At 41.9% G+C, this 12,971-nt stretch carries 12 protein-coding genes; 10 read left to right on the forward strand and 2 right to left on the reverse strand.

Annotated features, from left to right (window positions below; translation table 11 throughout):
• Positions 1–218 precede the first annotated feature (218 nt).
• The 3 genes from xylB (at position 219) to IW510_RS16155 (ending at position 3,086) form a co-directional block, all read left to right on the forward strand.
• Positions 219–1,721 (forward strand): xylulokinase, encoded by a 1,503-nt coding sequence (gene xylB / locus IW510_RS16145; RefSeq protein ID WP_202061417.1) that lies wholly within the window; start codon positions 219–221, stop codon positions 1,719–1,721.
• Between the two features lie 10 nt (positions 1,722–1,731).
• Positions 1,732–2,604 (forward strand): ROK family protein, encoded by an 873-nt coding sequence (locus IW510_RS16150; RefSeq protein WP_202061419.1) that lies wholly within the window; start codon positions 1,732–1,734, stop codon positions 2,602–2,604.
• 71 nt (positions 2,605–2,675) lie between these two features.
• On the forward strand, positions 2,676–3,086 hold the full coding sequence (locus tag IW510_RS16155; RefSeq protein WP_202061421.1) for a VOC family protein: 411 nt from the start codon (positions 2,676–2,678) through the stop codon (positions 3,084–3,086).
• A 135-nt stretch (positions 3,087–3,221) separates the two neighbouring features.
• Here IW510_RS16155 and IW510_RS16160 read toward each other — a convergent pair whose 3' ends face one another.
• Together IW510_RS16160 and IW510_RS16165 are read right to left on the reverse strand one after the other, a co-directional pair.
• Positions 3,222–4,331 (reverse strand): ABC transporter ATP-binding protein, encoded by a 1,110-nt coding sequence (locus IW510_RS16160; RefSeq protein WP_202061423.1) that lies wholly within the window; start codon positions 4,329–4,331, stop codon positions 3,222–3,224.
• Positions 4,332–4,585: 254 nt separating this feature from the next.
• On the reverse strand, positions 4,586–5,440 hold the full coding sequence (locus tag IW510_RS16165) for a helix-turn-helix domain-containing protein (RefSeq protein WP_202061425.1): 855 nt from the start codon (positions 5,438–5,440) through the stop codon (positions 4,586–4,588).
• A gap of 302 nt (positions 5,441–5,742) precedes the next feature.
• Here IW510_RS16165 and IW510_RS16170 point away from each other — a divergent pair, with 302 nt between their 5' ends.
• The 7 genes from IW510_RS16170 to IW510_RS16200 all read left to right on the forward strand — a co-directional run bounded on the left by IW510_RS16170 (position 5,743) and on the right by IW510_RS16200 (position 12,733).
• Positions 5,743–6,417: a response regulator transcription factor gene (locus IW510_RS16170; protein WP_202061427.1), complete on the forward strand. Its 675-nt coding sequence runs from the start codon at positions 5,743–5,745 to the stop codon at positions 6,415–6,417.
• On the forward strand, positions 6,405–7,565 hold the full coding sequence (locus tag IW510_RS16175; RefSeq protein WP_202061429.1) for a sensor histidine kinase: 1,161 nt from the start codon (positions 6,405–6,407) through the stop codon (positions 7,563–7,565). Before IW510_RS16170 ends, IW510_RS16175 begins: the two co-directional genes overlap by 13 nt.
• Positions 7,566–7,625: 60 nt before the next feature.
• Positions 7,626–8,510, forward strand: coding sequence for an ABC transporter ATP-binding protein (locus IW510_RS16180; protein ID WP_202061431.1), 885 nt, complete (start codon positions 7,626–7,628; stop codon positions 8,508–8,510).
• Positions 8,510–9,736, forward strand: coding sequence for an ABC transporter permease (locus IW510_RS16185; protein ID WP_202061433.1), 1,227 nt, complete (start codon positions 8,510–8,512; stop codon positions 9,734–9,736). Before IW510_RS16180 ends, IW510_RS16185 begins: the two co-directional genes overlap by 1 nt.
• Positions 9,720–10,361 (forward strand): hypothetical protein, encoded by a 642-nt coding sequence (locus IW510_RS16190; RefSeq protein ID WP_202061435.1) that lies wholly within the window; start codon positions 9,720–9,722, stop codon positions 10,359–10,361. Before IW510_RS16185 ends, IW510_RS16190 begins: the two co-directional genes overlap by 17 nt.
• Positions 10,362–10,969: 608 nt before the next feature.
• Positions 10,970–12,094, forward strand: a complete 1,125-nt coding sequence (locus IW510_RS16195; protein WP_202061437.1) for a tyrosine-type recombinase/integrase — start codon at positions 10,970–10,972, stop codon at positions 12,092–12,094.
• Positions 12,095–12,271: 177 nt separating this feature from the next.
• Positions 12,272–12,733 (forward strand): RpiB/LacA/LacB family sugar-phosphate isomerase, encoded by a 462-nt coding sequence (locus IW510_RS16200; RefSeq protein ID WP_202061439.1) that lies wholly within the window; start codon positions 12,272–12,274, stop codon positions 12,731–12,733.
• Positions 12,734–12,971: the final 238 nt, after the last annotated feature.

Here is a 12,971-nt window from a genome sequence, read left to right on the forward strand (position 1 = left end):
TTTTTCAAGAGTAAGTTTCATCCGCTTTGTCGCATTAGATTATGATAATCAAACAAGCCGAACCATACGAAAACAGTTTTCTGCCTTTTCCGTATGGTTCGACCTGTTTTAGTGAGCTCTTTTTCTCGCTGTGTGAGGCCGTTGTATTTTTTGTTGGCGTTTTCTTCGGGTGTCCGGTTGTTTCATACTAGAAAAACAAAAAAGATAGGAGTGGAAAAATGAGTTATGTAATTGGAATTGATCTTGGAACGGGATCGGTGAAAGGTCTTGTTTTAGATAAAAGCGGAACAGTCATTGAACAGGCGACAGAAAATTATCCATTGCTTCATCCACAAAAGGGCTATAGTGAGCAGCGACCAAGTGATTGGATTGATGGGACGAAAAAGGTACTATCAACCTTAATTGATAAAATACCCAAGCTCAAGACGGAGCTTGAAGGAATCAGTATTTCCGGTCAAATGCATAGTCTGGTCTTATTAGATGATGTGGGGCAGCCATTGCGTAATGCGATTTTATGGAATGATGTGCGAACGACAGCGCAATGTCAGGAAATCACTGAAGCATTAGGCGATAAGTTGTTGAAAAAAACGAAAAACCTAGCATTGGAAGGCTTTACTTTACCTAAGTTACTGTGGGTCAAGGAGCATGAGCCGGAGATTTGGGACAAGGCTGCTCGTTTCTTACTACCAAAGGATTATTTGGCCTATTGGCTAACAGGCAATCAGCAAATGGAGCTGTCAGATGCTGCCGGCACCTTGCTATTGAATGTGACAGAAGAAAAATGGGATATGGAGATTGCAGAAACATTCGGTATCTCAGAGGAGTTACTGCCTCCGTTGGTCCAGTCGATGGAGCATGTAGGAGATATCCAAGCTGGTATCTGTGAAGAATTAGGTCTGGAAACGGCAGCCAAAATTTTTGCCGGAGGAGCAGATAACGCCTGTGCGGCACTCGGCGCCGGAATTATTGAAGAGGATCGGGCAATGTGCAGCATAGGGACCTCAGGAGTCTTTTTATCCTATGAAGGACAGGCTGAACGACAATACAAAGGAAAGCTGCATTATTTCAATCATGTGATAAAGGATAGCTATTATTCGATGGGCGTGACCTTAGCCGCCGGTCAAAGTCTGACATGGTATAAGGAGACCTTTGCCGCAGACGAAACCTTCGATCAGCTAATTGTTGAGGCAGAAACCAGTAAAACAGGTAGTAATGGGTTGCTGTTTACACCATATATCATGGGGGAACGAACGCCTCATGTTGACAGCCAGATTCGCGGCAGCTTCATCGGGATGGATGCTGGACAAACGAAAGCTGATTTTACCAGAGCAGTGTTGGAAGGCATCACATTTTCTTTGAAGGACAGTCAGGTCTTGATGCAGGAAATTGCCGGCAAGAAATTTAAAGAAGTAATCTCAGTTGGTGGAGGAGCCAAGAGTGCACTTTGGCTGCAAATTCAGGCCGATATTTTCAATACGAAAATTCGCACACTGAAAACAGAACAAGGGCCGGGACTTGGTGCAGCGATGATTGCGGCTATGGGTCTTCAGTGGTTTGACTCAGTAGAGCAATGTGTGGCGGCCTTTGTCGATTATGAAAAAGAGTATTCGCCAATACCGGAAAACGTGAAGACCTATGAGAAAATTTATGGCATCTACAAACAAGTCTATGGGCAAACGAAAGAGCTTTGCCATCAGCTTTTAGCTGTTAGTAAAGGGTAGGTGGTCTTCTATGGGGATTTTAGCCTTTGATATTGGCGGAAGTGCAGTAAAGTATGGCTTTTGGGAAAAGAAACGATTGCTTGGTCAGTGCGCAGTCCCGCTTCCCAAAGATTGGAAGAACATGAAGAAAGCGTTGAAAGACGTGTATGAAGAGTTCCGCGAATCGTACGATATAACCGGTGTAGCGCTGAGTGCTCCGGGCTTGGTGAACGAAGCAATTGGACAAATTCAAGGCGTTAGTGCGGTTCCGTATATTCATCATTTCCCCATTCAGCAGGAGCTTTCTGAGCTGTTCGGTGTTCCGGTTACAATGGAGAACGATGCAAACTGTGCGGCATTGGCAGAGGTCTGGCAAGGTGCGGCAAAGGAGTCGGAAAATTGTCTGTTTTTTGTGATTGGAACAGGTGTTGGCGGTTCGGTCATCATCAACCGCAAACTGTTCAAAGGAAGCAATCTATTTGGCGGCGAGTTCGGCTACATGTTTCTAAATGACTCTGCCTCTTTAAGCGACTTAGGCAGCTCTGTAAAAGCTGTTAAAAAGTATAACCGTCTGACAAATAAAGCGATTCAGGGCAAAGAGCTGTTTGAGTTGGCTGAAGCCGGTGATCCGCTGGCGGAAGAAATTGCCGGACAATTCTATCGAGCTGCAGCAACGGGAATTTATAATCTGTTAGTTTGCTTTGACCCTGGACTAGTGATATTGGGCGGAGGCGTCTCTGCTAATCCAGTAGTTGTTACGAGAATCAAAAAACAGCTAAGCCGGATTTTATTGGAGAGAAGCGTAACGGATATGAACTACAGCATTGAAGCGTGTGTTTTTGGAAATGATGCGAATTTAATTGGGGCTGTCTACCACCATATTACATCAAAGGAAGACCGTTGAAGCGAGTAATTGGAATGGATGAGGCGGAGCTGATACTATAAGAGTATCTTATTAAGAAGGAGCTGTCACGAATGACAAAATCAAAGATTATTCCTTTTCTAACGTTTCCGTCAACAGCTGAAGAAGCGATGACATTCTATGAGGCGAGTTTTCCAAATTCGAAGATTACGCGATTAGTGCGCTATGATGAGAATGTCCCTAATGCATCAGCGGAAATGGTTGGTAAGGTTTTGAATGGGAGTCTGGAGCTTCAAGGGCAGGAGCTGTATTTCATGGATATGGAGCCTGAAAATGCACCGGCTTTTAGTTGGGCAACCTCTCTTTATATGAATTGCGAGGCAGAGGCAGAATTCGATACAATTTTTAACAATCTTTCTAAAGAAGGCATAGTGATGATGGGACCAGAGCCTGTTCTTAATTTTCGCAAAGTCACTTGGGTTACAGATAAGTATGGAGTAACCTGGCAGCTTGTATGGGAATAAGGGAATCCCATGAATAAAGAGAGAAATGGTAAGTGACCTGAACACCAGGTTGCTTGCCGTTTTTTTGTATTCAACGAAATTTTTTTACAAAAAAAGACCTCCCGCCGAAGCGAGAAGGTCTAGGGGACCCGTTGATTAAGGTAATGTAACAACTAACTCTGAATCTTTGTCAAAGAAGTGACTCTTATTCAGGTTGAAGGCCAAGTTAATTGTTTCGCCTGGTGTGTGCAGCTCACGAGCATCTACTTTAGAAACGAATTCGTGATCGCCAACCTTTGTATAAAGCATTGTTTCTGCTCCAAGTAGTTCAGATACAACAATTTCTGCGCGAACAACTGTTTCAGGTGCTGCTTCAAGAGCAATAGGCTCGCTGTGAATATCTTCAGGGCGAATACCAAAGACAAGTTCTTTGCCTTCATAGCCTTTTTGCACAAGCATTTTATTTTGACCTTCTGGAAGTCTTAGGTTCAAGTCTTTTCCATCGGTAATCACACCATGATTCAAGGTTACATTGAAGAAGTTCATTGCCGGAGAGCCGATAAAGCCTGCAACAAAGATATTTTTCGGTGTGTCGTATACTTCTTTTGGAGAACCGATTTGTTGAACGATTCCATCCTTCATGATAACGATTCTATCTGCCATCGTCATCGCTTCTGTTTGGTCATGGGTAACGTAAATCGTTGTTGTTTCCAAACGACGGTGAAGTTTTGCGATTTCAGCACGCATTGCTACACGTAGTTTGGCATCCAAGTTAGATAAAGGCTCATCCATCAGGAAGACTTTCGCATCACGTACAATGGCACGACCTAAGGCAACCCGTTGACGCTGACCACCGGAAAGCGCAGCTGGTTTACGGTTTAAGTATTCTGTCAGACCAAGGATGTCCGCAGCATTTTCTACACGTTTCTTGATTTCTGCCTTGTCATATTTACGAAGCTTCAAACCAAAGGCCATATTGTCAAATACTGTCATATGCGGATATAATGCGTAGTTCTGGAATACCATTGCGATATCACGGTCTTTAGGAGCAACATCGTTCATTACTTTGTCGCCGATGAGCAGTTCACCTTCTGAAATGTCTTCCAAGCCGGCAATCATACGTAAGGTTGTTGATTTACCACATCCGGATGGACCTACGAATACGATAAACTCGCGATCAGCGATATCTAAATTAAAATCTGTTACTGAATATCTTTCAGCATTTTCATATTTTTTATGGACGTTTTTTAAAGCGATTTCTACCATGAGTGTCTTCCTCTTTTCTCTTGTTTTGATAAATTTAGTATATCTGAAAGCGGTATCTTTCAACAATGGTATTCTGCCCAAGAAATACTTTGAATTTTCGTCACATTGCCGAAATGAGGATGAGGCTCGATATGTTTCGTGACTATACGCTGATTTCAAGATGTTTATGATGCTGAAAGTAGCATAAATAAAAAGCTGAACAGCCCCTTATCGAGGAAGCGCTGTTCAGCTTTGTTGTTTCTATGTTAAGCACTCTAATTCGTCAGTAACAGGTAACAAAGGATTAAATCCTCTGTATTTTTTAGCTGCATCCCAGTCTGCTCTTGAAATTTTTCCAAGCGGTATTGCAGGGTGTTGCGGTGCATGAATAACTCTTTGGCGGTGGAGCTGAGGTTTCCTTGATTTGTCCAAAGAGCTTGGATGATTTCCTTCATTTCATCATCGATTCGCCATTCTTCTTTCATGGAACGTGTTAAGCTGCTTTTTGCCAATGCTTCTTTCGTGAAGTAATGAAGTGCGACATCGGCGATACCAAAAACAGTCGTCCGTTTAAGACGCTTAACTTCTTCTTTAAAAATATCCTGTTCCTCTTCAAAAAGTGCGGGAAATGCATCAGAGCTTTCGTGAAAACCGCCAACAAATACTCGGCTGACTGTTTCAAAGTCATCATCAAGGGCTAAAAAGATACCTGCCAGCTCTTCTTTACTCAAAGAATGCTTTGCCTGCTTCTCTACGAGAATCGCTTGCTCCGGCGTAAGGAAAAAGAAATCTGCTGTCTCAGGGAAAATACCGACAATGTTTTCCTGCCAAACATCCTCTAAAAAGTTTTTCGGTGTCTGCAGCATTAGCTGGATGACACGAAAACGCCCCTTTTCCTCCAGAGCTTTCTGTTGAAATAGGACTTGATACCATAGATGCTCTCCGGCAACTATAGGTGCTGCCTCATCCGTCAAAATTGTCAATAAAGCGATTTCTTTTTTTGACAGCTCAGCTTTGGAAATCCAAAGAAACCCATCATGGTCGGGGATACTCAAATACTTGTGATCTGTCGCAGGATAACTGTGAAGCTCAGCTTCGGGATAAATGGCACGTAGAGTTGTTTTATTCATAATCAGACCCCTTATTTATTGGTAGGTAACGCTATTTATCTAAATAAAACTAGTTTTTCAAGCAAATCAATAAATTCTTATTGGATAAAAACAGTCTATCATAGACCGAAAAAAAAGGTAAGTTTTCTCCTAGTCATTTGTCCTGTTCCATTTCGGTGTTTAGCGAGAGACAGGTCGGCTTAGACAGACAGTAATCACACAGCATTCTTTGTTTTATGACTGAATATTGAGCAGAAATTATAGTGAAAATATAGAGAAACGAACGGTATAATGAAAAGGATGGTGAAAAGGAAGTGAGCGATATGAAGAAAAAGCTTTTGATTATTGATGATGAGAAAGATTTACTTGAAACATTAAAAACATATTTTGAGCTGTCTGGTTATTATGTATTTACCGCGGAGAATGGCGCAAAAGGACTGCAGCTTCTGGATAAGAAACCGGATCTGATTCTTTTGGATGTCACGATGCCTGAGATGGATGGTCTCAGCTTTTGCAAGGAAGTCAGAGAAGTCGTGCATGTACCGATTATTTTCCTGTCGGCCAAAATCGATCAAGCCAGTCGGATGGAAGGGCTTATCGCAGGTGGCGACGACTATTTGCTGAAGCCTTTTAGTCTGGAAGAACTGGCGCTGCGAATCGAGGTTCATCTTCGCAGGGAGAGTCGTTCGAAAGAGGACGAGTCGATTGCTTATTTTGGTGAGCTGGGCTTTTTTTATCAACGAATGGAGCTGCGTTATCAAGGGCAGCTTGTTCCATTGACAAAAACAGAATTTGAAATAGCTGCCTATCTGTCTTTGAGAAAGGGACAGGTCTATAGCAAGGAGCAAATTTATGATTATCTGTGGGGCTTTGATAAGGAGGGAAACAGTGAAATTATCACTGAGCATGTTAGAAGGATACGGGCAAAGATAAAACATGTACATAAAAGGGAAGTTATCCAAACTGTATGGGGGATGGGGTATAAATGGATTGGTTAGATGAACAGCTGCAACGTGTTCGTTTGAGAAATAGAAGCTTACAGGCGACGCTCCTGCTCTACCTTTTATTTGGTCTGCTGTTTGCCATTTTGGCCTATATGTTCACTGTCAGCTTTTGTGTGGGCTGGGAGCGGTTGATACTGAACGAACATCAGTCATTAGAACATTTTACAGATGTGTTTTTCCGTCCGTATACACAGACTGTTCAACAAGAAGCCGCCTGGTCCATTACTATACTTCAGGGAATTAGGCGCTGGAACTTTATTTTCTATCTAATACTTGCTATTGCTTGGAGCAGTATACGGTTTTATCAGGAAAAAATTCGTCAGCCATTGTTGATAATGGAAGAGACGATTAGAGGGATTCAAAAGAAGGATTTGTCTATTTCCTGCCATTATAAAAGTGGAGATGAGCTGGAACAGCTCTGTTCAGGTGTTGAGGAGCTGAGAAAACAACTAGTTGAGGATCAACGGCAGATTGTGCAATTCCAAAGGGAACAGCGTCAGGTCAATGCCGCCTTTGCCCATGACATTCGAACACCGCTGGCAGTAATTCAAAGTAATGTTGCGCTCATTCGGCTGTTTCAGACTTCAGGGAAAATGACGGAAGAAGGGCTCTATGATTCGCTAAATAAAATCGACAGGCATATCGAGAGATTACAGAGCTTTACATTTACCATGCAGGAGATTCAAAAAATTGATGAAATTGATTTGGTTAGAGAGTATCAGGAAACAAGCCGATTAATACAGGCAATCAAAGACATTGGACAAGCAGTTATTGATAAAGAATTTCAGGTGGAAATAGCAGAAACAGTTCCTGAAAAACTATCTTTTGACCTTCAGATTATTTCTCAAGTGATAGAAAACTTACTGCTGAATGCCAATCGTTTTGCTGAGAAGCGAGTAGCCGTGACATTGCAGGTGGAGGCGGAATTTTTACTGTTATTTGTACATGATGATGGCAAAGGCTTCTCAAAAGAAGAAATCACTAAAGCAGCGTTACCCTATTATTCCCGTGATAAAAAGGACCATTTTGGGATGGGATTGACTATTTGTCAGACCTTGACTCAAAAGCATGGCGGTGTACTGAAGCTCTCGAATGCCGTGAATGGCGGAGCTGTTACCTCTGCAACATTTAATATTATGTAGAGAAATTATAGATATTTCTTTTTTATGATGGTTGTAGAGGCGAATAAAGGAAGTGAAAGAATGAGTATTAGTATGAAACAGGTCAATCAATATTATGGAAAGAAGCAGGTGCTGCAGGATGTTAATCTTACGATTGAAACAGGGATGTACGGGCTTCTTGGTAGAAATGGAGCTGGTAAATCAACGTTGATGAAGACATTGGCAACTCTTCTCCCATGCAATGAAGGAGAGATTTTGCTGGAAGGTATATCGATTCAGCAGCGTAAAGAGATTCGATCCATTATTGGCTACTTGCCGCAGGAGTTTTCGATGTACGGCAATATGAGTGCCTATGATGTATTGGATTATCTGGGTATATTATCAGATATGAAACCAGCTATACGGAAGGAACGAATCAGAACGGTGCTGGAGCAGGTCAATTTGACTGTTCATCGGAAAACGAAGGTCAAGGCGATGTCCGGCGGTATGAAGCGGCGTTTGGGGATTGCTCAAGCGTTACTCCATGAGCCCAAGATTCTGATTGTTGACGAGCCAACTGCCGGATTGGATCCGGAGGAGCGCCTTCGTTTTAGAAATCTGTTGGCGGAGATTGCGGACCAAAGAATCGTCTTACTATCCACTCATATTGCGGGAGACATTGAAGCGGTTGCTGAAAATCTGGCAATTCTTGATCAGGGAAGAATCATTTATTCCGGAACGGTTTCAGAGCTGCTGGCGGTGGCAGAGGGGCATATTTTTACCGTTCGTATTCCGAGAACGGAGCTGCATACCGTGAAGCAGACGGTACAAGTCATTACACTGAGTCAGGAAGGTTCACATCTTGATGTACGCTTTATTGGAAAGCAACACGAAAAAATTATGGAGCATCCGTTACTACTGGAGGCAGCGCCAACGTTAGAGGATGCCTATCTTTATATCCTGCAGGAACAGGCAGGTGGGAAATGATGAGGGTACATTTATTTGGGAAGGAAGCAAAGCTGACAGCAACTAGCTTAACTTATTGGCTGGTTGTCGGCATTATTGGATTTTTTATCATGACTCAAGTCGGGATGGATTTGACCGTGATTAGAAAACCTGATAAGACAGATGAAACTTATGGTATGGTGCAAACGAAGGACAAAAAACGAATTCAAGTGCAGACTTACGGTACGTTGTATTCTGAGTATCATTCTGATGGATATGGTACCTATCCTTTTGGTTTTTATAAGGGAGTAAAGCTGGATGAACAAGAGCAGCAACATGTACGCCAAATTCTTGAGCGAGCCTCAGGTCAATCCATGTCAGCACTTGAAGCAGATTACAGTGAGCAGCTGCTGTCGAAAATGGATGCTTCCGGCAATGACTATCTTGAAGAATCCAACTATGAATTTCCATTAAAGGATACGGCTTCTTATCAGCAGTTTGAACAAGATATGATGTCTGTGGCAGAGTTGTTGGGAAAGGGCTCTTCCTATGGAAAAGAAGACTATCTAGCTGCAGCGACAGAGCCGAAAACCTATGAGCAGGCGATGGAGGAGTATCAGGGAATCGTGGATAAAGACCGAGTGACAGGGGCATATGCCCGCATGGTCTGTGATTATTTTGGTATCATTTTGGGAATTGTGCCAGTGTTCTTAGGTGCGACAGTCATGTTAAGAGATAAACGAGGGCAGGCAGAACAAGTGATTCATTCCAAAGCGGTATCTTCAATGCGCCTGCTGGGAAGTCGCTACCTCAGCACGGTTTTGCTGCTTCTCATTCCGACGCTTGTCATCAGCTTAATGCCGGGGATACAGGCAATGGTGATTGCCGATAAGCTGAATGTTGCGGGAGATTTGCTTTTGTTTTTCCAATATATTATTGGCTGGCTGCTGCCAACGATTCTATTTGTTCTTGGCCTAAGCTTTTTCGTTACAGAGCTGTTCGGCGGAATAGCAGCAATTGTTGTACAGATTATATTCTGGCTGGTATCGATTTTTTCAAGCAGCAGTAATCTAATTGGTGGAGGCGGACTGAGTCTGATTCCTCGCTTTAACAAGGTGGGCGAGCGAGTGCTGTTTGAACAGTTTTTTGAAAAGCTGGTCTGGAATCGTCTGTTTTTTGCGGGAATCGGAATACTCCTGTTTCTTTTAGCCGTTGTCATCTACGATTATAAAAGGAATGGAGGACGCTTGCTTGGAAAAAGCCGGTAAGGTAATAAAAAATTTTGTTTGGTGCCACTATTATCCTTATCTTATTGGAGGCGGGTTATTTCTAGTTGTTCTTCCGCTTTTTGTCGGGCTTGAGAATTTGGATATAGGACAAAGTGCAAAGGTTTTGGAATATTGGTTTTCACTGCTGGGCTTGTTGCTGCTGTTCCCATTATATCTACCGGATAATGATGCAGCGGCATTGGCAATTATTCAGTCGAAGCGAACTTCTTATCGTTGGATTGTTTGTATTCGTTTGGCTTTAGAGGTGACTTTTAGTCTGCTTTTTCTGGGAAGCTTACTGTTTTTGATGAAGCACAATAATAGCAGCTTCCCAAGCCTGTACTTTCTTGTAAGAGGAATGGCAACGACGTTGTTTTTAGGCGGATTATCTGCGGTAACCTTTGCAGTTGTCAGGCATCCGGTACCAAGTATGATGGTTCCCTTTTTTTACTATCTTCTTAATATGATGAGTAAGAAGGAGTATTTTGGCTATTTTGATTTGTTCTCGATTGCTCAGGAAAATTGGCTGCACTGTCTGGTGATATTGGGAACAGGTAGTTTGTTACTGTTCATCAGCATACTATTGACGGGGAGCATGACACAAAACAGCATTCAGTTGCGGTAAACCCGCTATTCATGCTTTATGGAAAATAAGAAGTACTATAATAAGAGGTTGGCTAATCGTTCTTAGGATGATTAGCCAACCTCTTATTTTTTGAAGACATGAAAGGGTATGATTAATATTTTTTTTTTTTATGTTTTTAATAGGGAATGTTTTTTGATTCCTTGTAAAAAAATCTGTATAAATATAAAATGTACATAAATTGATTATGAGTAATATTTGTAATTAGGGCGCTGTTTTCTATCCGAATAGAAGTATGTATAGCTAATTTCTGCCTCAGTTTATGAAAGTGGCAAGTTGGAATAATGGAGCAAGCTCAAATAGTGTGAGTTATATATCGATAATATATTTTATACATTTATTTTTCTATAATTGCAACTAACGAAGCTGTTCGATTTGCAGGATTGTATGATTGTCTGGATAATACAATCGAAACAGTAGGGAAATAGTCTTGGATATGTACGGTAAAGCATGAGACTCACCTGTGCGAGTGAAGAAATAATTATGGCATGCCCATTTCTTTTATAGGATTTATATATTTTTTACAGTGTTAAAAGCACAAGGTGTAATGGTGGGCTGAAAATCTATTAAGTTGTAAGGAGAGAGCGTCTGTGGCACGAAGAGGAGAAAATATTTACAAACGTAAGGATGGTCGTTGGGAAGGCAGGTATATCAAGTCGAGAGATAAAATGGGGAGGATAGTCTTTGGCTATGTTTACGCCAAGAAATATGCGGATTTACGAAAAAAACTTTCTTTGAAAAAGGCGGAATATGCCAGTGGATTTGATGAACAAAATATTTATAAGGGAACAGTCTCTGAGTGGATGGACTACTGGTTGGATTATTTAATGGCGAAAAAAATTAAGGCCTCTACTTATGCCAATTATCGTGGTCGGCTAAAAAAACATATCAACCCTTATTTTGAGGAGACACTTTTGAAAAACCTTACGACAATGAAGGTAGAAGAATTTGTCCATCATTTAATTTCGCTTGGCTTATCGGCAAAGACGACACATTGTATCATCAATATTTTGAAATCAGGGATTCGTAAGGCTGTAACAGAAGGCTTTTTGGGCAAAGATCCCTGTATGGGAGTTATTCTTCCACGCTTGAAAAAAACATCTGTTTCTGCGTTGACAAGAATTGAACAGGAACGTTTGGAGCGCGCTGCTTGGAGCGAGGCAGAATGTTCACCGGTCATTCTTTCCTTGTATACCGGAATGCGAATTGGAGAAATCAGTGCCTTGCGTTGGCAGGATATTGATTTTTCGGCAAACATTATTTCTGTTGAACATACGTTACAACGGATTATGGTATCTGAGGGTGGGGAAAAGCGAACCAAGGTCATCATCAGTCAACCGAAAACAGGGACATCACAACGGGCAATTCCACTTGCAAAAAATCTGAAAAGCTATCTATTGGAAAAGAGAAAGCTGTCAACCTCAGAATTTGTTATTTCCTGCGGAGCGAGCTATGCGGAACCCAGACTGATTAATTATCGATTTAAAAAGCTGCTGAAGACTGCGAAGGTAGAATCTGTCAATTTTCACGCCTTGAGGCATACCTTTGCGACCCGATGTGTGGAAGAGGGGGTAGACATTACAACCCTCAGCAAGCTGTTGGGACATACCTCTATAAAGCTGACGCTGGATACCTATACGGATTCTATGTGGGAAAATCGCCAGAAGGCTGTTTCGTTGCTTGATCGAAGAATCAAAAAGACAAGTGCCGCTTGAGACAATAAGAGCAGCTATCAGAAAGCTACGCATTTTTTATCAATATTCATGGATGATTAAACCCAAACTGTCAGACTTGCGAAAAAGAAGTTTGGGATGAAAAGCTCTGGGAAACCGTAGAAGTATCTCGTATTCTATAGTTAAGGATATAAATCGGAATTTCTGGAGGAAAGGTCTATGAGAATCGGAATAGGAAATGCACCCAGTGGTTATTATTTAAAGAAAACGATTAGCTATTATTTAAAAGAACAAATGTATGATTTCATTGATTTGGGAACTAGAAGCGGCTTTGAGGCTGTTGACTACGCAGTTTGTGTGGCACATATCTGTGAGATGATTCAAAGAAAAGAGCTGGATGTGGGAATATTGGTTGGCGGCACGGGGATTGGTATGTGTATTCAGGCCAATAAGCATCAGGAGGTTCGTGCGGCTTTGGTACAGGATGTCTTTTCCGCAAGAGTAGCGAAGGAAGAATATGATGCCAATGTTCTTTGCTTGGGAGAGCAGGTATGCGGCGAGGGCACGGCTCGCATGATTATTGAAACCTGGTTGAATGCGGAATTTCAGAAAAATCAACAGGTAAAGCTGCAGCGAATGAATCAAATGGAAAAACCTGTAGTCACACACTTTTTCAGTTAGTAAATGATTGTGGCAGAGATGTGCTGTCAGCTTTTTTCTTGCCGGATTCGGCTCAAGTCTATTCAAAAAAAAGAATGAAGAAAAGTATAGGCGGACAGAACTTTAAGAAGAGGTTCTGCCCGTTTTTCGCCTCGTTTGATCCTTATTTCATGCTATGATAAAGACATCGAGACTGTTGTTTGTCCAGTCAATCGATTGTAAATCACAAGGATACTGCCGGAATGTTATATAGGGAAGT

Source organism: Enterococcus sp. BWR-S5 (assembly GCF_016745255.1).
Taxonomy (GTDB): Bacteria; Bacillota; Bacilli; order Lactobacillales; family Enterococcaceae; genus Enterococcus_L.

Excerpts from the sequence above, each read along its gene's own strand:
- xylB (WP_202061417.1), top strand. The coding sequence starts at position 219 with ATGAGTTATGTAATTGGAATTGATCTTGGAACGGGATCGGTGAAAGGT.
- IW510_RS16150 (WP_202061419.1), top strand. The coding sequence starts at position 1,732 with ATGGGGATTTTAGCCTTTGATATTGGCGGAAGTGCAGTAAAGTATGGC.
- IW510_RS16155 (WP_202061421.1), top strand. The coding sequence starts at position 2,676 with ATGACAAAATCAAAGATTATTCCTTTTCTAACGTTTCCGTCAACAGCT.
- IW510_RS16160 (WP_202061423.1), bottom strand. The coding sequence starts at position 4,331 with ATGGTAGAAATCGCTTTAAAAAACGTCCATAAAAAATATGAAAATGCT.
- IW510_RS16165 (WP_202061425.1), bottom strand. The coding sequence starts at position 5,440 with ATGAATAAAACAACTCTACGTGCCATTTATCCCGAAGCTGAGCTTCAC.
- IW510_RS16170 (WP_202061427.1), top strand. The coding sequence starts at position 5,743 with ATGAAGAAAAAGCTTTTGATTATTGATGATGAGAAAGATTTACTTGAA.
- IW510_RS16175 (WP_202061429.1), top strand. The coding sequence starts at position 6,405 with ATGGATTGGTTAGATGAACAGCTGCAACGTGTTCGTTTGAGAAATAGA.
- IW510_RS16180 (WP_202061431.1), top strand. The coding sequence starts at position 7,626 with ATGAGTATTAGTATGAAACAGGTCAATCAATATTATGGAAAGAAGCAG.
- IW510_RS16185 (WP_202061433.1), top strand. The coding sequence starts at position 8,510 with ATGAGGGTACATTTATTTGGGAAGGAAGCAAAGCTGACAGCAACTAGC.
- IW510_RS16200 (WP_202061439.1), top strand. The coding sequence starts at position 12,272 with ATGAGAATCGGAATAGGAAATGCACCCAGTGGTTATTATTTAAAGAAA.